Below are 19,955 nucleotides of genomic sequence, written 5' to 3' on the forward strand. Positions count from 1 at the left end.
GTAGCTTCATTTTGTTTTGCCCAAACTAAAGCATCGGCTAATTCTGGGATAGCATTGGCCCAAGAACTACCATCTGCTGTACCTCCGCTTACGTTTTTGTTAACGTAAAGAATGTTTTGAGCTTGTAGTGTTGTAAAAAAACTTACAAGAATTATTAATAGAAATACGTATTTTTTTTTCATTAAGATTAAGGTATTAAGTTTTACTCTGTTTATTATGATTTTGTAGTTTAGTTCTTATTTATTAAAGCTTTAACAAAAATATTTTATAAAATATTAAAGGAGTATCCAATAAAGACAAATCAATAGCCCAATAAGACATTTGTAGATTTCTTATATTTTAATCTATATCTAAGTCAGCCATAAGTAAAAAAACAAGAATAGTTTTCACTAATCTTGTTTTGTTTAAGCTAATTAATAATAATCTTGTAGGTTGAATATTTTTAATGTGATGTAATATTAGCTTTGAACCACACTTGAACGAAATTGCGAAGGAAGTTTGTGAAATTTTTTCTTAAAACTAGCGGTAAATTTACTAGGACTATCATAACCTATTTCATGAGAAACATGTTTAATTAGCATATTGGTATTTAAAATTAACTGCATAGCTAATTGCATTTTTTTATCTATATTATACTGTAATAAAGAAGTACCATAAACCAACCTAAAATCTTTTTTTAGCTTTGATGGAGAGATATTTAGTTTTTTTGATATGACTTCAATTCCTAAAAATGGCTTTGTTAAATCATTAGATATTAAACGTTCACATTCAGACATTTTTTTGTAGTCTATAGTATTTTTTGAGGAATAATTTTGATTTTTACTTTTTGCAAAAACATTTTTAAAAAAAAGAGAAACCAAATTTAGTGTTTGTGCCTTTAAAAGGGTATCACTAAAAACATTATCATTAAATGTTTTGAAAGTATTTTCTATTTCGTGAGATAGTTGAACTGCGTTAGGAACTATATCTTGGTAAGCAATAAAACCTTTGTCTGAATCTAAAAATTTTTTAAAAGCAAGGTTTTTGTCAAGTTTATGAAAAGGGATGTTTTGTTTAATCCAATTTGGGCTAAAATGATATATATAAAATTCACATTTAGACCCTTTATAAAAATAAGCCCCTACCTCTGTACCAGGTTTTTTAAAGCCCCAAAACTTATCTTGAAAAGGAATTTGATCTATAAATTTATTTTGAAGTTTTACTTGACTTTCATAACTAGTAAAGGTAAGAGTGTAATGCTCACTAGGTATATTTTGCTCATAAAAAGTTTTAATTAGAGTGTTTTGTTTAAATTCTACATTAGTAATAGTAAGCCAACAACCCTCATCTATTTTACGATAATGCATAGTCCCTTTTACAAAAGGATTATTTCTAGATACTTTTTGCTCTTTACTATCATGCTTACTTCCTGGTGTATTTATTGTGGCTTGTACCATTAACTCTGGTGTATTTGCCAAAAATGGAAATTCAAAAAAACCGTTTTTGAAATAATTTAAATTTGGTTTAATGTAATGTGACCATTTATTTATTTTCATTATTAGTTATTTGAGTTTTTATAGCCTTATCTATCTCTAATTATTTAGTATTATCAAACTATTAGCAAGAAAAGAATAGCTATAATAATTATTAACAATAATTATAAAAGTTTATTTATTGTTGTTTGATTTTACCATACCCATAAAAATGGGTAATTTTTAAATAAGTAAAATAAAAAGCACCTTACAAAAACATTACATTTTATAAAAACCTAATAGTTAGATACTTAAAATTTATAAGGGAAACTATATATTATCAAAAAGTAGATTCTTATCCAATACTTTTTATTAGTAATTTTAAATCTTTTTGATTAGATATTTTTAATTTTTTTCTAATTCTATGTTTAGTTACCATAATTGAATTGGCAGAAATACCCAATATTAACCCCATTTCATTATTAGATAATTCTAGTTTTTCTAAACAAAGACATCTTACTTCTGATGGAGTAAGTTGCTCATAATTGTTCTTTAATATTCTTAAAAAATTAGGGTAAACTTCTTCAAACAAATTTTGGTATTTACTCCAATCTTCGTTAGTGATAATAATCTTTGATTTCAGTTTACTTATTAATTTTTGATTACTATTAGTTTGTAATTCTTTTTGTAAACTCTCTATAATTTTTTGCTCATTTTGAACTCTTGAAGTTAATTGGTGTAATTGGTTTTTTGCCTGAATTAATTCTCTCTCAGATTTTTCTATTTTCAATTCTTTAATTTTTTGCTGACTTACAAGGTACCTACCTCTAAACCAGTAAACTAACAAAGAAAATAACAACAATAAAGAAATAACAATAATGATAATATTACGTGTATATATTCTCAAACGGCTTTTTGTATGTAATTTTTCTAATGCCAACTCTCTATCTATAGCTTCAACTTTTTGATTAGCTTTTAATAATTGTAAAGCACTGTATTTTCCATTATAATTATTTAAGGCATTAACAGTGGAGTCTATATATAAGGAACTTATTGCTGGTTCATTATTAGCTGCATACCATTTACTTATAATAGGATATAAATTTACCAACCTATCATTTTGATTAGTTATTTTTATAAAAAATCTAGCTTTGTCTATTTTTTGTTTAGATTGTTGTAATTTATTTTGTTTTAAATATATATCTGCTAAAGGAATTGCAGATCCTGCAGCTAAACCAAAATCTCCTATTTGCAAAGCGTTATGAATATCTTTGTTAAATAGAGGAATAGCTTTATGGTATTTATTTTGTAAATAATAGTTAAAGCCTAAATTTCCTGTAGCAATACCTTTCCATATGTCACTTTTAAACTGTGAAGAATCATTTATTACCTTTAAAAATTCTTGCTCTGCAAGTTTTAATTGATTTAATTTTTGGTAACATAAGCCTATAGTATTTTGAGCTTCTATTACTTCTGAAAAATTAAATTTAGTTTTTTTTAGTTCGCTTGATTTGCAGTAATAATATAGAGCCTGGTTATAGTCTTTAAAACTATAATAACATCTAGCAATAAAATTATAATATTCAGCCATATTAGGAAAGTCTTGTTCACTAAATTTTGCTAAAGATTTAGAAAGATATAATAACCACTCAAAAGCTTTTTCGTAATTTTTATACTGCCAATAATGAGTTGCAATTACCTTTTGAGCACGTATTTCGATATGAGCTACCTTATGTTTTTTGCTTTTTTGTATTACAGAAAAAAAATTTTCAATGCAATCAGGTTGAGTTTTCCCATAGATAAACCAAAATGAATATGCTTTTAATAAATCTGCTTCAAGAGCAAGTTCTATATTATCATTTCTAAAAGCATAATCTTTTATTTCATTGCAATACATAGAGATGTAAGATGAATCAATTTTACTATTATTAATAGTATTTCTGTACATCTCATCTATAGCCTCTACCCTATATTGGTATGGCTGATTAAGCATTTGTTTGTATTGCGCAAATGAACTTTTTAGACTTAAAAAGAAGACAACAATAGTTACAAAAATTTTTAATTTCATCATGGCTAGCAAAGATGAAATTTTAAATTCATAAATGTTAAAATAAACTAGCTAAAAATTAACAATTTACTTTTTAGTAACTAAAAAAAGCCTGAATATTAATTCAGGCTTTTTAAAATAACGATTAAATACTCTTCTAATTTAATAAAATAGCTTTAGCATTGGTAAATTCTTTTACTCCAAAACCACCGTGCTCTCTTCCGTAACCTGAGTTTTTCACTCCCCCAAATGGCATATTAGGATGAGCTAATCCGTAAGAATTAATATTTACCATACCTGTATCAAAATGATATTTGGCTAATTCTATTGCTTTGTCTTCGTTTTTAGTAAAAATACCTCCACCTAAACCAAAGCGACTACTGTTAGCTATTTTAAACGCATCTTTCTCATCTTTTGCTTTTATTAAAGATGCTACGGGACCAAAAAGCTCATCATCATAAGCTGGCATACCTATAGATAAATTTTCTAAAACAGTAGCCGGATAATAATAACCTTCTTTATTAGGCACTTCTCCTCCACATAAAATTTTAGCGCCTTTTTCTACACTTTTAGTAACTTGCTCGTGCAATTGATCTCTTAAATCTTTACGTGCAAGAGGACCTAATTGTGAGTTTTTATCTGTTGGATCTCCGTAAGTTACTTGTTTCATTTGCTCTACAAAGGCTTCTTTAAATTCATCGTATATCTCTTCTTCTACAATAAATCTTTTGGCAGCAACACAAGTTTCGCCGTTATTATAAATTCTACCTTGTACACAAGTTTTTACCGCAAGATCTAAATCTGCATCTTTTAATACTATGTAAGCATCATTAGCACCTAATTCTAACACTGTTTTCTTTAATTGCTTACCTGCTTTTTCTGCTATAATTTTACCTGCAGTTGGGCTACCTGTTAGAGTCACTCCTCTCACTAATTCATTTTCTATCACTCTATCTGATTCTTCGTGATCTATTATTAAAACTCTAAATAAATTTTCTGGTAAATCTGATTTTTTAATTATTTCTTCTATTAATAAAGCAGAGCCAGTAACATTTTGGGCGTGTTTCAATAAAACGGCATTACCCGCCATAAGATTAGCTATAGTGTATCTTATAACTTGATAAGTTGGAAAATTCCAAGGTTGTATACCATATACAATACCAATAGGAGAATGTGTTATTACTCCTTTTCCTCCATTTGGTAATACTCTTTCTTCATCTTTTAATTCTTCTGGACCATTTTTGGCAGTAAAATCACAAATACCAATACATAAATCTATTTCTTGTTCTCCTTGTTTCAGTAACTTACCCATTTCTTGAGTCATTAATTCAACTAACTCTGGTTTATACTTTTTTAGAGACTCACCTATAGATTTTATTATTTCTGCTCTTTTTGTTAATTCTACATCTTTCCAAGATAAAAAGGCTTGATGGCAATCTTCTACGATTTTTGCCGTTTCATCTGCAGACATTAATGAATAAGATTTTAATTCTTCTTCTGTTGCTGGATTAATTGTTTTAATTTGATTTGACATAACTTTTTTTTATAAAATTAAGTAACTAATAAAGAAACCTTCCCAATAATATGTTAGGTAACATTTCTTTTAGTTTTTATGTTAAAACCATTTAACGAAAGTAAAACACAATTCAACGACACCGTTTTATTATTAATCGATTATTTAAGGTTATATTAGGCTTATTCATAATATTTGTTTTTTTAAAACCTGCTTAACATCACTATGGGAAATAAATTAAAAATTTTATTAATTGAAGATGATTTGATTGAAGTGATGAAACTTAATCGTACTATCTCTACCGCTCAATTACCACACACTCTTATTGAAGCTAAAAATGGTGAAGAAGCACTAAATTATCTAAATTGTGGTGAATCTTGTTTGCCAGATATTATTTTATTAGACCTTAATATGCCTAAAATGAATGGTATTGAGTTTCTAGAAATTTTAAAGAAAGATGAAGTTTTAAGATACCTACCTGTAATTATCTTAAGTACTTCTGCTAATCAAAAAGATATTTTATCGTGCTACAAAGCTGGTATAGCAGGCTACGTAATTAAACCTTTAAAGTATGATGATTATGTTACAAAGCTTAAAGCTTTATTAGAGTATTGGAGCCACAATGAACTTATTAAAGGCTAATACAGTTTTACAAATTATAGATATTTAATGGTGATTTTTTATATAAAAAATCACCATTTTTGTTTATAACGTATATAAATATAAGTTAACCTATCTTTTAATTAACCTGCACTCAAAATAATATTTTCTATTTATAGTTAAAAAGACAAGAACAACTACCTAATAATTTATTATAATAAGCTATGTTTATAATTGTTTAGATATTGACCCTATGATTTTCATTATTTTCAAAAATAAACCTTTGTTAATTATAGTTAGTTAACAATACAAATGCTAGAATAAAAATTCTTTATAAATAACATGGAAGAATTATTACTTAAAATAAAAAAGCTTGAAAATGCATTGCAGCAAGAAAAATCTGCAAGAAAAAAAGCTGAAAGTAAACTAGAAAAAAAAACAAACCAGCTATTAGAACTTTCAGAAGCTTTAAAAATATCTAACCAAAAACTATCTAAACATTTACAAGAAAAAACCACACAGTTAGAAGGCGTTTTTGCAAACATATTAGATGCTTATATTGTTATTGATAATAATGGTTATGCCATTAAAATTAATGATGCTGCCGTAAATTTATTTGGTTTAAAAGACAGAGATGAAGAGTTAAAAGTGATAGATTTTGTACGACCAGAATATATAGAATATACTAAATCTGCATTTAAAGAATTATATAAAAAAGGCAAGTTTTTTAATTATAGAGCTAAGATTCTCACTAAAAATAATGAAGAAAAAATTGTTCAGGTTAATGCTAGTCTTGTGTATAATGATAATGGTGAGCCTATTGCAGCACAAGGTATTGCAAGAGATATTACAAATGAAACTTTACTAAAAAAACAAATAGAAGAGAAAAAAAGGCAATTAGATATTGTTATGGATAACTCTCCAATAGGTATAAGTTTATCTAAATCTAATTTTAATGGGTTAATATTAGCTAATAAGACGCTCTCTAAAATGCTAGGTTATACAGAAGAAGAACTTAATGCTATAGATCCCAAAAAAATTACCCATCCTGAAGATAGACAATGGTCTATGAAGCATTTAAAAAATTTACGAGATGGTAAGATAAATAATTACTCTGTAGAAAAAAGATATATTAAAAAAAATGGAACTATAATATGGGTAAAAACCTCTGCAAAAGCAGTAGTAGAAGATAACGGGAAAAGTATTTATCAAGTAGCAACTATTGAAGATATATCTAAAGAAAAAGAAGCTGTTGAAAAATTGAAAGAATCTGAAAATAGATTAGCAGCTTTAATTTTAAACCTTCAAACAGGTATTCTTTTAGAAGACGAAAACAGAAAAATAGTTTTAGTAAACGAGCGTTTTTGTAATATGTTTAATATTAAAAAAACTCCTAAATCTTTAAATGGCTTAGATTGCATTAGTGCTACACAAAAAAATAAAAAGTTCTTTAAAAATCCAGAAGGGTTTATAAATAGAATAAATGAACTTTTACAAAATAAAAAAATAGCTTTAAATGATGTATTACATTTAGTAGACGGTAGAGTTATAGAAAGAAATTTTATTCCTATTTATCATAAAAAAATCTATAAAGGTCATTTATGGAGTTATACAGATATCACAATTCAAAAAAAATATAGAGAAAGTATACAGGCTCAAAAAGAAAAATACAGCAATATTATAGCAAACATGAATCTAGGCTTATTAGAAAATGATATCCACGATAATATTGTACTGTCTAACCAAAGTTTTTCTGAAATGAGTGGTTATACACAAGAAGAACTTTTAGGGAAGAAAGCTGCCGATTTGTTTTTAACAAAAAAATCTAAAAAAATATTTGATCTCACTATTAAAAACAAAGACCCTAAAAGTATAGAAACTTATGAGTTAGCTGTAAAAAATAAATCTGGTAACATTAGACATTGGTTAGTAAGTACCACGCAAAATTTTGATGTAGAAGGAAATAAAATAGGTTCTATTGGTATACACCTAGATATCACCAAAATTAAAGAACTAGAAAAACAAAAAGAACAACTATTATCTAACCTTGAAAAACAAAATGAACATTTAAATGAATATGCACATATAGTTTCTCATGATCTAAAATCTCCCTTGCGTAACATATCAGCATTACTTAGCTGGACTAAAGAAGACTTTAAAGATAAATTAGGAGAAGATAGCCTAACTAACTTAGATTTGATGCAGAGTAAGGTTGAAAAAATGGATCATCTTATAGAAAATATTCTTAAATATTCTAGCATAGAAAATGACATATTAAGTAAAGAACCTGTCAATTTAAATGAAATAGTAACCAATATTGCAGAACTTATTTACATACCAGAACATATTAGTATTAAAATATGTAAAAAATTGCCCACTATAAAAATAGACAAAACAAGAATTCAGCAAGTTTTTCAAAATTTAATAAGCAATGCCGTTAACTATATAGATAAAGAAAAAGGAATTATAGAAATAGATTTTCTAGAAGATAATAACCAATATACATTCTCGGTAAAAGATAATGGTGTTGGTATTGCAAAAGAACACCACGAAAAAATATTTAAAATCTTTAATTCTCTTGGCAATCACGAAAAGTCTACAGGTATTGGCTTAAGCATAGTTAAAAAAGTAGTAAATTTATACAAAGGAGAAATTTGGTTAAAAAGTGAGCTTCAAAAAGGAACTACATTCTTTTTTACCATAGCAAAATAAATATGAACGAACAGCCAAACTTTTCATATATTAATCAATTATCAGGTGGAGATTTAGCATTTGAGGCTAAATTGATAAACATTATTAAAGAAGAATTACCTAAAGAAGTAGAACAATATTTATGGAATTTAAATCATAAAAAATATCAGTTAGCAGCTAACGATGTGCATAAGCTTAAACATAAAATTAGTATTTTTGGCCTAGAATTGAGCTACAAACTTGCTAATGAGTATGAAAATGAGTTAAAAGCTGAAAATATTTCTAAAAAAGACGAATTTTTAGAAATTCTAAATGCAATGATCAATTTTATTGAAGAAATAAAATAAACTTTATGAACTGTATAATTATAGATGATGAAGCAATGGCTCGTGCTATTGTAGAGCAATTTACTATTGAAAATAAAAACTTAACGTTAGATGCTGAATTTTCTGATGCAATTCAAGCTATTAAATACTTAAATCAAAATCAAACAGATCTTATTTTTTTAGATATACATATGCCAACCTTTAATGGTTTTGAATTGATACAAACACTAAAAAACCCTCCCAAAATAATTTTAACAACATCTGATAGAAATTTTGCTATTGAAGCTTTTGAGTATGATTGTATTGTAGATTATTTAGTAAAACCAATTTCAAGAGAAAGGTTTGATAAATCTGTAAATAAAGTTTTAAGTATCAATAAATCTACTCAACCAAGCCTTTCTTCTAAAAATGAAGAAATTAATCAAGAAAATGAAAAATTTCTATATGTAAATATAGATCGTAGATTAATTAAAATAGATATTCCAACTATATATTTAATTGAAGCAAAAGGAGATTATATTTTAATTAAAACTACCTCCAAAAATTATACAGTACACTCTACATTAAAAAAGATTGAAGAGAAATTACCTAATGATTTATTTTTAAAAATTCATAGATCTTATATAATAAACACTAAACAAATTATTGATATTGAAGATAATAGTGTTTTAATTGAAAAAGATGTAATTCCTGTAAGTAGATCAAACCGCCCTGAGTTAATGAAGCGTCTTAATCTTTTATAATTAAACGTTATTAGTATACCAGTCATCTATACTAAATTGCAGTTGAGCGAAATATGAATTAAATAAGTCTTAAACTTATCTATATTTGAGCATAGGTTAAGTAACTTATTTCATAAGTTTTTATTGGTTTTTTGAAGCCGGAAGAGAAGTCTTTCGGCTTTTGTTTTTTTTAAAAAGACCATAACTAACTTTTCTAGTGAATTTTTAATAATACATTTTTTTACTTATCTACAAATAAGTGCCATTCATCTAGACATAAGTACTTACTTATCTAATACGTAATATTTTACCAAATAAAACTTATAAATTTGATCTTGTTAAAACTATTATAGTATTATAATAGTAAATAACCATAATTAGTTAATGATTTGTTTGACAGTTAACTAAATTACCCCACGTTCCAAGCCGGTTTTTAAAAATATTAAACCGGCTTTTTCTTGTTAAAAAAATACTTATTTCTTTTCATACTCAATACTTCAAGGTATCTTCCTATTTTAATACGTAAGATGACTAAAGAAGAAAGTAACCAAAAAAATATAGATTCTGAAATTCACAACTCCGCATCAGAGTCCAAACAAAATAATAGTACCAAAAAATCTCATGGAGAGATTTTGAAAGAGCAAATTTGCGAGGGACAAGAAACTTACAATAAAAAACCTAGTAGTATAATTTTAAGCTCTGTAACAGCAGGATTAGAAATTGGTTTTAGTTATTTACTTATTTGTAATTTATTTTATTTTTTGAGTGATAAATTTAGTGAAACCACTATTTTTAAAGCTATAGCTCTAGTATACCCTATTGGTTTTATTCTTGTAATACTAGGTCAATCTATATTGTTTACAGAACAAACTTCTCTATTAACACTACCTGTACTTAATAGAAAACGAAGTTTAAACAGTTTATTTAAAATATGGTCTTTGGTTATTTTTGGTAATTTAATAGGTGGATTTTTAATAGCACTTACATTAATTTGGATAGGACCCAACTTAAAATTATTTGATATAAAAACTATTGAAACAATTGCGCTTCATGTAATTAAACCAGACTCGTTTACAATTTTAATTAGTGCTATTTTAGCAGGTTGGTTAATGGGGCTTTTGTCTTGGTTATTATCTTCTGCTACAGAAACTATTAGTAGAATATTTATAATCTTTCTAATAACTGGCACTATGTCTTTTACAGGTTTGCACCATAGCATTATAGGTAATGTAGAAGTATTTTCAGGGATGATTTCTTCTGAAAATATTGAGTTTTTAGATTATATTAGGTTTCAATCTTTAGCATTATTTGGTAATGCCATAGGAGGTGCGTTTTTTGTTGCTTTATTAAAATACAGAGCATTTATTTACAATGTAGATATAAATTAAAAAGTACCAATAACTCCTATTCTATTACCTCCAAATTGTAATTGCCAAGAAATTTTCTTTTCTCTTTCTATATAAGCAGGGTCACTACTCATTGCTTTATCTAAATATTTATCTATAGAATCTACCACCACTACGGTTAATGCTGTACTTAAAGCAATATCTGTTAACCAATGAGCTTCTGCCCATAATCTAGAAACGGGAGAAACCATACCACCAGCAATTAATGCACTTTTTACCCAAATATTATCAAATTGTTTAGATAATGCATAAAAAGTAGTAAAAGATAAAATTGTGTGTCCTGAAGGGAAAGAATGATAACCTCCCTCTTTACTAAATGGCCTAAAGGTTGCTTTACTACCTGCATTTGGTCTTGCTCTACCTGTGGCTGTTTTACTTATGGTTTGAATTAAACCTGCTGCACTTGCAGAAGAAATCATTAAAATTCCTGTTTTTCTTAATTTTTTATTTCTAGTAAATAATCCCGTAAGGTAAATAGCACTATTTACACCATAATTGTTTTGCGGACTACCAAAATACCAACCAAACTCTTTAACAACACCAGGTATTTTTTCTTCTTGATCTGCAAAATAATCATGGGCATCTTGATCTATTATATTTAAACCAGCAGTACCAATAGCTATTCCTGCAGCAATTGCCCAATCATCTTGATCCCATTGAAAAGGACTTGTATAAACTTGCTTAAAACCTCCCCACATTAAACCTGCGTCGTTTTTTGCTAGTTCCCAAGTAGTTATTTTTTGAGGAGTTTTAACTTGCAGAGAATCAATCTGACCAAAAGATTGGTTTACTAGAAAAAAACTAACAACTAAAAGAAAATTAAACTTCTGCATACTTTTTCTTAACAAAAGAAATATTTATTTTTTAAAAACCCCTTAAATTTTACATAAATTATATCTTTATTGAATATAAAATATTATTTTTGACGAAAATATTTGACAAAATGAAAAATTTTTTACTTTCAATCACATTCTTGTTTACTAGTTATTTAGCCATTGCACAGGTAGCAGTTGGTACAACTAATCCAGATGATGGTTCTGCTTTTCAAGTTGATAGTAGTGTTGGAGCTTTTGTTCCTCCTAGAATGACGCAAACACAAATGAACAATATACCTACTCCACTAGAAGGTGCTTTAGTATATAATACAACTAGAGATGCCTTTTATATGTTTAATGGTTCTGGGTGGATTATATTAGGTGAATCTAAGCTTCCTACTTTATTATTAAATAAATCTAGTACTGGAACTTTTCTATTAAGAAGTAATGCATTTTTTCAGTTACCAATAGGTAACACAGATGTATCTTATATTGATAGTGATTATTTTACAGTAATTAGTGACGGTAAGATTCGTATTGAAGAAGATGGTATTTATAATATTACTGCTGGTATTTCTACTAGTAATTTACCTGCAGGAAGTAGAAAATATATTATTGCAGTTTATCAAAATAATACTCTTATTGGTTATGTAAATAGAGGTAATGTTAATTTACCTTCTCAAGATTTCTGGGGTACTTCAGGATCATTTTTATATGAATTTGCTGATGGTGATGAAATTGACTTACGATATGTTATTAACAGAACAGCTTCAACTAATGAAACTGCATCTGTAAGATTTATTAATTTAGGTTTTACTAAGATTAACTAATATAGATAGCTAGAAAGGGTAACCTATAGCAAAATTTAATACCGGCGAATCATATTCAAAATTGAATGATTTAGCCGGTTTTTTTATGGGTGATGCCAAATCTAGTCTTATTACAAACCCCTGAATATCTACTCTTACACCAAGCCCTACTCCTATTCCTAATTCATTTATAAAATTAGAAGAGAACTCCCCTCCTGGTAAATCTTCATTTTCTCTTAGCAACCAAACATTTCCCGCATCTGTAAAAAAGGCTCCGTTTACATACTGAAATAATGGGAATCTATACTCTAAATTAGCTTCAAGTCTAATATCTCCAGCTCTATCAAAATAAGCACTATAATCATCTGTATCTTCGGTTGGTTCATAGCTTCCGGGACCAACTCCTCTTATACTAAAAGCTCTAACACTATACGGACCTCCAGAAAAATATTGTTTTACGTAAGGTAAAGCTTCAGAGTTACCGTAAGAGTACCCTAATCCAGAAAAAATTCTTCCTACTAATTGTTGACCTTTATCGTTAAGCTTGTACTTATAGCTGAAATCTATATCACCTTTTATATATTGAGAGTAAACCAACCCTAAAAATTCATTTGTATTACCATCACTACTTTTTTGGTCAAATAAACTTAAAGTGTTACCAGCGATATCAAAATTAAAATCAAATTTAAAAGCTCCTTTTCTATAAGTATCTACTAATTGACTATAAGTAAAACTGTAAGTTAATCCAGCAATAAATTGTTGTTCAAAACTCTTTTCTAAAAATTCATTTTCATCTAAAATAGTTTGAAAAGCATCTGTAATATTACCTAACTTTAAGTAATTAATATTAATTGGATTTAGTTGGTGAGTAATATATCTATTAGCTTTCCAGATATAACCAAATGATGTGTTGTAAGAATTTAAACTATAATATTCACTTCTATTCAAATAATCTGCGCCTATACTAACTTTTGTTTGAGGTATGCTGTATTTAAATCTTTTATTTACATCTATGATAGGAAACAAAAGTCTAGGAAATGTTAGGGAAGCTTCTAAACCAAGGGTTAAACTACTTAAACCTGATTGATCTCCTGACGAGAATTGACGCTCATAACCTACGTTTCCACTAATATTTAATTGTTCTCCTCCTTTAAACCAGTTTCTATTAGTATATGTTAAACCTATACCTGGTCCCGTAAAATTATTAGACTTGGTAACAAATTGTGTTTCTGCTCTTAACGATCTTTTGTTTAAAGGAGAAAGCTCTATAACAGCATCTAAATACCTAAATCCATCTTTGTGAATTAGGGTGTCATTTTCTTCATATCTAATATTTATAAATTTATAAGTCCCTATGGAAGATAATCTTCTACTTGTGTATTTTGAAAGTGTAGGGTTATAACGTTGCCCTGGTTTTAATAATACGTAAGGAGAGAGTTTTTTGGGTTTAAAAAACGTGCCAGACTCAATAAAATCTAAACTATCTAAAGTAATTGTATCTTTTAATTGATTTTGTGTAACTATAGACTCATTAGGGTAAATATCTACGTCGTTTAATTTATAGGGTACCTTAGATTTGCTTGGTACGTTATCTTTAAATCTTAAATATAAATCGAAACGTTTATCTTTATAAACATTGGTATCTGCTTCAAAAATTAAAAAGTCACTATTAAAATTATAATAACCTTCTTGTTTTAAATATGTATCTAATCTCTCTCTTTCAGATTTTAATGCAGCTAAATCAAAACGCATTCCTTTTTGAATGTTAGATTTTTTTAAAGCTGTTTTTAATTTTGAAACTATTTCTAAAGAATCTGCAATAGACAAACTGTCTTCTTCTAACTTAAACGTTTGTAAAACATATGGCTTTTTTAATTCTATTGTATATTTTGCTTTTCCTGTTTTAGATACTGAATCTAATATGCTCTCAGAAGAAATTTTGTTATAAAAAAAACCGTTATTTTCTAATCTGTTATTGATTAATTCATTTGTTTCTTCTAACTCTACAGACGAATAATATACAGGTTCTTCTCCTATTTTCTTGTTTAAAAATTTATTGATAAAACCTGGTTTTTCTCTCTGGGCTTTATAATAAAAGTACAAACCAGGGTACATTCCCAAAAACTTTGAATTGGGTTGAGGGTAAAGTACACTCTCTACTTCTTGTTTTACTTCATTATAAGAAATAGTATTTACGGTGTCTATATAATTTATAGTAGCACCTCTGTATAAATATTCGTTTTCTGGTATGTATTTACGTACACTACAAGAGTATATAGTAATACTTACTAATAACAGAATTAATATTTTATATATTTTAGGCAAGTTCATTTAATTTTCTTCTTCTTCTTTAGCTTTATTGTTGGCTTTATTTTTCTTTCTATTTTCTTTTTTCTTCTCTCTTTCTTCTTGTTTAATTTCTAAAGCAGATTTGTTAAATAACTCTTTAAATTCATTAAACTCTCTAGTAAAAATAAGTGCTATTCCGTTTACAAAAACCTGTCCGTCAATAATATTTTCATAAGAACTTTTTCTAAACCCTTTTAAACGCCACCTTCCATCTTCTGTAAGTAAATACTCTATACTTACATTACCAATTACTGGGTTTTCTTCTCCAGTAGCAGCTTCTCCTTGTAAGCCTATATCACTACCAGCTTTTACAATTAATCTATCATCAAATAAATTCTTTTGTGCGCTTACGCTTAAATCTGTTCTATCTTGAGGGGAGCTACCTTGATAGTCTGTATAACTATCTAATCCAAAATTTAATTGTATTCCTGTATTTCCTGTTAATTTATCTGAAAAAACATTTAACTGATCTGATAATGCTTGGTTTAAGTTATCTCTAGCTACGGTTTCTACCCCACCACTACTACCATCTGACCCAGATTCTGGATAAAATCTATTTAAAACTAGTAATGAAAATACTTGTTTATTTAATTGATCTTCTTGTTCATTAATTTGATTTACAACCGTATACACTGTACCATTAATAGCACCCTGATCTTCTTCTGGCATATCTAAACCAAAATTTAATTCTGGCTGAAGCAACTCTCCCCCTACATTTAAATAGACTAAAAATGAAAGTTGTTGTCTATATTGGTCTTGTGTAGTAGAACTTGAGCTACTAGTTTGAGAGGCCATTAAAGAAGATGCAGAGGTTTCTAGTGCATAAATTGCTTTCACATCTAAATCTGCATTCATAGGGTCTCCCGTCCACGTAATTGTACTTCCGTTTGCTATATTAAACTTGCGTTTTACCAAACCATACAAATTCATCTCATAATGACCGTCGTTTATACGGTATCTTCCGCTTAAAGTGGTTCTTCCGCTTCTATCTATATTAAACAATAAATTAGCATCACCTATAAGCTTTAAATTGTCTCCCGTACGTTTATCTATAATTACATTAAAAGTTGCTCCATCTTCTACAGTTAATTTTGAGGTTAGCTCTACCCCTGCAAGAACTGCAGATATTTCATTTTCATCTGTTTTGGTGAGAATGTTATCTGGGTTCTCTTTGTTTACAAATACAACTACTCCATCTCTTTCATTTATACCTACTTGAGAAATTGGTAATACATACGTAACATCTGTATCTTTTTTAACTGTAAAATTAAGATCTAGTTTTGGGAAACTAAGCTTTCCTGCTAACTTGGCTCTTAAATCAAAAATTGCTTTTCCATAATACAAATCATTATCTTCTGCGGTGGAGTTTAGAGCCTGAAAATTATCTGCGTTTATTTTTAAATTAAATGTAGGGTCTATCAAACTTTCTGAAGTATTTATATCTCCTCTAATTATAAATTCGTTATTATTTTCATCTAAAACAGAGAATCTAGAGAAGTTAACACCATTATTATCTAGTTTTATTTTTTCATCAGAAATTGAAAACTTAGAGTTTAATTTAGTTACTAAAAAATTAGTGTTTTTAAAACCAAACTCTCCAGAATATTTAGGTTCTGTGGTGGTACCGCTAATATTTATTTGCGCAGTTAAATCTCCTTTAGTTTCTTCTAATTCTCCTTCAAAAAATTGTTCTAATAAAGGCAAACCTAACTTAGAGATATTTAAATCAAAATCTAATTTTGCAGCAGTAGTTTGTGCTATATAATCTCCTTGCAAATCTAAATCTATTTGCTCGCCTAGTAATGCTAAATTTAAATCATAATTACCTGCCCCTTTAGAAGATGCGTCGATTGCTAAATCACCTAAAGCCACATCTGTTACTTTAAAATCTTGAATATCTAAATCTGCAATTAACCCCAGATCTTCAAACGGATTAACAATAACAAAATCTCCTTTCATTAAGCCTGAAGACAAATACTGGTCTTGATTAAAATAACCTAAAATTGTAGATAATTTAAAATCTTGAAAAGTAACTCCCATATGTGGTGCTTCTACTTCATAATTATTTTTAAAAGCAATTTTTTGATTGTTTCTACTGAATGAGAACTGATTAAAGTTAATGGTATTGTCTCCAAATTCTACAAAATTGGTACTTGAAACTTCCCATTTATTTTTGTTTAATATTAAACGATTTGGATTAATAGAAAAATGAATTTTATTGTCTTTACCACTTATATTAGAAGATATATGGTACAGAACATCTTCTCCTTTCACTGAGTTAAAATCTAATTGTAAAGTGTCTTTAGTAATTTTACCCTCAAAAAAAGTTTTTTCTATTGCCAGTGGCTCTGCTTCTATACCCTGAAATCCTAAATTAAAATTTGCAGACTCTTTGGTAGAATTTAATTTAAACTCTAAACTATCTAACTTATTATCGTTATAATTTAGATAAGGAATGCTAAAATTTGCAGTTAATATTTTATCTGCTTCTTTAAAATCTACTAAAAGATGAATACTGTCCATTTCTTTAATTCCTTCAGCTAATACATCAGAAATAATGGGTCTATCTGTAATATTTATTTCAAAATAAATATTGACAGGTTTTTTAATAGAGTCTTGTGTTTTTGGGGTTTTAAAATAATGAGTTGCGTGACGCTCTAATGCCTCTAAAAAATCTGCCGGACTAGCATTAGAATATAATTTAGAATCTATAAAACCACCTTTAACGGTTACTGCCGTACTATCTTGGCCTATTTGAGAATGAATGTTTATATTACCTATATAATAAGGGCTCTCCTCATACACAGCAACGGCTTCTTCTATTTTTGCATCTACGGTAAAATAATCTGGAGCACCTTGGTAAGTCCCATTTAATAGTAATTTGGCACGTATATCTCTATTACTTATGCCTAAAGCAAGTAAATCTATACCTTGTAAATCTACGTTAAAATCTACTTTAGGTTTTACAGAATCTAATTGAACAGTGGCTTTGGTTGTTAAATCTATATTTTGATCTTTAAAAACTAAATCTACATCACCTGTACCATTGGTAATATTACCCGAGAGTTTTAAATCTGATAAATCGTAAGCATTATAAGTTAATTTGGTAAAGCTAGAAGTTAATTCTGCATTTAAATTATTTATATGATCTCCATCACCTTTTGTTTTAATTTCTGCGGAGATTTTTCCTAAACTCTCATTTTGTAGTAGTTTACCTAAATCTAATTCTACTGTTTTTAATTCTGCATCAAAAGAAGTCTTTTTTTCATTTTTATAACTTCCTACCAACTCTACCCTACCTTCGGGTATTAATAACTTTGCATTTGCTTTTATATTAGACAAACCACCACTAACATTACCTGTAAGACTTACCGTATTAGGGATAGAAATACCTAGCTCTTTTTCATCTACAAAATTTACTAAATCTTTTCTCGTAGATGTTATATTTATATTATTTAAAACCAATTGTAGTTGATCTACATTGGTGATAGATTGCAAAGTCCCGTTGGTAGAGATATGGGTATTGTTCCAATTTAAATGAAAAGAGTTAACTTTTAAGTTTTCTAGATTTCCAGAGCCAGTAATTGTTCCATTTATTGGTACAGAACTTAATTGTTGTAAATATAGATTAGATTTTAAATCTGGATTAAATTTAAAAATATCTTTTAGGTCTAAATGAATTGTATGTAACTCTGTTTGAAGGTGAACAGAGTTCATATTCTTAAGAACTTCATCTAAACTAGAATATTTTGCAGATAAATTTCCTGCTAATTGAGAATTACCTGTGGCTATTTTTATATTTTCTAACGTAAAACTATCTCTTTTTAAGCTACTCTTAAATGATAATTGGTTTAACTTAAAATCACTTACATTTTCTTGGAACTGAAATTGATTTACTTGAATATTAGCAGTTTGGTTTTCTGTTAATACTAAGTCTTCTGCAACAAAATTAAAATGTTCTATATCAAAATTTTGTGGATTAAATTGATTGGTTTGTTGATAGATTTCTCCTTGTTTAAACAGTATTTGATTATCTAACCAACTAATATTAGCAACATTTACCCTCCAACTAGGCCAAATTTCTTGTATAGATAGATTTTGAGAGTTAGTAGTTTCTGTTTGATTAGTTTCTGATTTTGGTAACTGAATGTTTACTATAGAATTGTTTAATACAAGTTGATCTAAATTTAAAATTTGATCTTCTAAATTTACTTGTGGTATTTCTGCATAAAATTCTTTTAAATTGATTTTTGCGCTTAAGTTTTGTGGTGAAGATTTGTAACTAGCTTTTACATTATTTAATTCTACTTCTCCTATTCTAAAGTTAGGTAGTATGCTAGAAGTAGTATCTACAGTAGTTACGATTTTGGTTTGTGTTAATTGTACAGTTGTATTTTCTATTTTAAATACATCTGCTTCAAAATTCATTTTTTCAAGATCAAATAAATCTCCTTTATAGTTTAAATTACCAAGATTTAATTGGGCGTCTATTCCAGAAACAGAATCTTTATAAGTAAAATTAATTTCAGATACATCTATATTTCCTATAAAAATATCTATAGAAGTTTCATTTTTTGCTGTAGTCTGTGTAGTATCTGCTGTAGTAAAAGCATCTATTAAAAATTGATAGTTAAAACCGTTAATAGAGTCTTTTCTAATTAAATTTGCTTTAGCTCCGTGCCACTTTAAATAATCTAAACTAAAAGAGTTACCTTTAATAATAGGCCAAAGAGGTATATCTGCTTCTAATTTTTTAGAGTATACAAGTGTATCACCTACCTCATCTTCTATATAAAGACCTTCTAGATTTATATTACCAGAAAAAGTGATAAATAATTTATCTATATTAAAAGTAGTATTTGTTTTTTTAGTAACATAATTAGTTACTTTATCTACAATAATACTTTGCCCCCAAGGACTTCTTATGAAAAAGACTAATAATATAAATAGCAGAATTAGGATTAAAATAATCCTAGAAAAGATTTTTAGCACTTTATAAAGGCTAGATTTCTTCTTTTTTGATGTGTTTTTATTATTTGTCAAATTACAATCCTAATTACAGGGCAATATAGACTGTAGATTTGATGGAAAAAAAGCTTAACTGTTGAAATTTAGTTAAATTTTGAAAGAATAATAAGTAAGGGCTGCTTAAAAACAAATTTACCCCACGTACCTGTTTTCACCTATACAACAAATCCTGCAGCGGTTTGTTGTGAATTATGCGTT

General features: G+C 27.9%; 13 protein-coding genes. 6 read left to right on the top strand and 7 right to left on the bottom strand.

What is annotated here, in order from left to right; all coding sequences use genetic code 11:
* The 4 genes from BUC03_RS15175 to BUC03_RS06360 form a co-directional block, all read right to left on the bottom strand.
* On the bottom strand, positions 1-182 hold a 182-nt coding region (locus tag BUC03_RS15175), incomplete at its 3' end, for a hypothetical protein (RefSeq protein WP_159432702.1).
* A 276-nt stretch (positions 183-458) separates the two neighbouring features.
* A complete protein-coding gene (locus BUC03_RS06350) occupies positions 459-1,535 on the bottom strand; it encodes a helix-turn-helix transcriptional regulator (protein WP_073149439.1) in 1,077 nt (358 codons plus the stop codon).
* Between the two features lie 271 nt (positions 1,536-1,806).
* Positions 1,807-3,522, bottom strand: coding sequence for a tetratricopeptide repeat protein (locus BUC03_RS06355; protein ID WP_143159148.1), 1,716 nt, complete (start codon positions 3,520-3,522; stop codon positions 1,807-1,809).
* Between the two features lie 133 nt (positions 3,523-3,655).
* Positions 3,656-5,032: an NAD-dependent succinate-semialdehyde dehydrogenase gene (locus tag BUC03_RS06360; protein ID WP_073149443.1), complete on the bottom strand. Its 1,377-nt coding sequence runs from the start codon at positions 5,030-5,032 to the stop codon at positions 3,656-3,658.
* Between the two features lie 204 nt (positions 5,033-5,236).
* Here BUC03_RS06360 and BUC03_RS06365 point away from each other — a divergent pair, with 204 nt between their 5' ends.
* The 5 genes from BUC03_RS06365 to BUC03_RS06385 all read left to right on the top strand — a co-directional run bounded on the left by BUC03_RS06365 (position 5,237) and on the right by BUC03_RS06385 (position 10,738).
* Positions 5,237-5,653 (top strand): response regulator, encoded by a 417-nt coding sequence (locus BUC03_RS06365; protein ID WP_073149445.1) that lies wholly within the window; start codon positions 5,237-5,239, stop codon positions 5,651-5,653.
* A 300-nt stretch (positions 5,654-5,953) separates the two neighbouring features.
* Positions 5,954-8,323, top strand: coding sequence for a PAS domain S-box protein (locus BUC03_RS06370; protein ID WP_073149447.1), 2,370 nt, complete (start codon positions 5,954-5,956; stop codon positions 8,321-8,323).
* A 2-nt stretch (positions 8,324-8,325) separates the two neighbouring features.
* Positions 8,326-8,649: a histidine kinase gene (locus tag BUC03_RS06375; protein WP_073149450.1), complete on the top strand. Its 324-nt coding sequence runs from the start codon at positions 8,326-8,328 to the stop codon at positions 8,647-8,649.
* A 5-nt stretch (positions 8,650-8,654) separates the two neighbouring features.
* Positions 8,655-9,371 (top strand): LytR/AlgR family response regulator transcription factor, encoded by a 717-nt coding sequence (locus tag BUC03_RS06380; RefSeq protein ID WP_073149452.1) that lies wholly within the window; start codon positions 8,655-8,657, stop codon positions 9,369-9,371.
* 506 nt (positions 9,372-9,877) lie between these two features.
* Positions 9,878-10,738 (top strand): formate/nitrite transporter family protein, encoded by an 861-nt coding sequence (locus tag BUC03_RS06385; protein WP_073149454.1) that lies wholly within the window; start codon positions 9,878-9,880, stop codon positions 10,736-10,738.
* Here the strand turns inward: BUC03_RS06385 and BUC03_RS06390 are convergent.
* Complete coding sequence (locus BUC03_RS06390) at positions 10,735-11,589, bottom strand: phosphatase PAP2 family protein (protein ID WP_073149456.1); 855 nt, start codon at positions 11,587-11,589, stop codon at positions 10,735-10,737. The two genes, BUC03_RS06385 and BUC03_RS06390, sit on opposite strands and share 4 nt — an antisense overlap.
* A 110-nt stretch (positions 11,590-11,699) precedes the next feature.
* On the opposite strand from BUC03_RS06390, the gene BUC03_RS06395 reads away from it, so the two are divergent.
* Positions 11,700-12,401, top strand: coding sequence for a hypothetical protein (locus BUC03_RS06395; RefSeq protein ID WP_073149458.1), 702 nt, complete (start codon positions 11,700-11,702; stop codon positions 12,399-12,401).
* A gap of 9 nt (positions 12,402-12,410) precedes the next feature.
* Here the strand turns inward: BUC03_RS06395 and tamL are convergent, their stop codons facing one another.
* A complete protein-coding gene (gene tamL, locus BUC03_RS06400) occupies positions 12,411-14,711 on the bottom strand; it encodes a translocation and assembly module lipoprotein TamL (RefSeq protein WP_073149460.1) in 2,301 nt (766 codons plus the stop codon).
* Positions 14,712-19,721, bottom strand: a complete 5,010-nt coding sequence (locus tag BUC03_RS06405) for a translocation/assembly module TamB domain-containing protein (protein ID WP_084112840.1) — start codon at positions 19,719-19,721, stop codon at positions 14,712-14,714.
* Between the last annotated feature and the right edge of the window lie 234 nt (positions 19,722-19,955).

The sequence above is a fragment of the Mesonia phycicola genome, assembly GCF_900141885.1.
GTDB classification, from domain to species: domain Bacteria; phylum Bacteroidota; class Bacteroidia; order Flavobacteriales; family Flavobacteriaceae; genus Mesonia; species Mesonia phycicola.

Excerpts from the sequence above, each read along its gene's own strand:
- BUC03_RS06350 (WP_073149439.1), bottom strand. The coding sequence starts at position 1,535 with ATGAAAATAAATAAATGGTCACATTACATTAAACCAAATTTAAATTAT.
- BUC03_RS06355 (WP_143159148.1), bottom strand. The coding sequence starts at position 3,522 with ATGATGAAATTAAAAATTTTTGTAACTATTGTTGTCTTCTTTTTAAGT.
- BUC03_RS06360 (WP_073149443.1), bottom strand. The coding sequence starts at position 5,032 with ATGTCAAATCAAATTAAAACAATTAATCCAGCAACAGAAGAAGAATTA.
- BUC03_RS06365 (WP_073149445.1), top strand. The coding sequence starts at position 5,237 with ATGGGAAATAAATTAAAAATTTTATTAATTGAAGATGATTTGATTGAA.
- BUC03_RS06370 (WP_073149447.1), top strand. The coding sequence starts at position 5,954 with ATGGAAGAATTATTACTTAAAATAAAAAAGCTTGAAAATGCATTGCAG.
- BUC03_RS06375 (WP_073149450.1), top strand. The coding sequence starts at position 8,326 with ATGAACGAACAGCCAAACTTTTCATATATTAATCAATTATCAGGTGGA.
- BUC03_RS06380 (WP_073149452.1), top strand. The coding sequence starts at position 8,655 with ATGAACTGTATAATTATAGATGATGAAGCAATGGCTCGTGCTATTGTA.
- BUC03_RS06385 (WP_073149454.1), top strand. The coding sequence starts at position 9,878 with ATGACTAAAGAAGAAAGTAACCAAAAAAATATAGATTCTGAAATTCAC.
- BUC03_RS06390 (WP_073149456.1), bottom strand. The coding sequence starts at position 11,589 with ATGCAGAAGTTTAATTTTCTTTTAGTTGTTAGTTTTTTTCTAGTAAAC.
- BUC03_RS06395 (WP_073149458.1), top strand. The coding sequence starts at position 11,700 with ATGAAAAATTTTTTACTTTCAATCACATTCTTGTTTACTAGTTATTTA.
- tamL (WP_073149460.1), bottom strand. The coding sequence starts at position 14,711 with ATGAACTTGCCTAAAATATATAAAATATTAATTCTGTTATTAGTAAGT.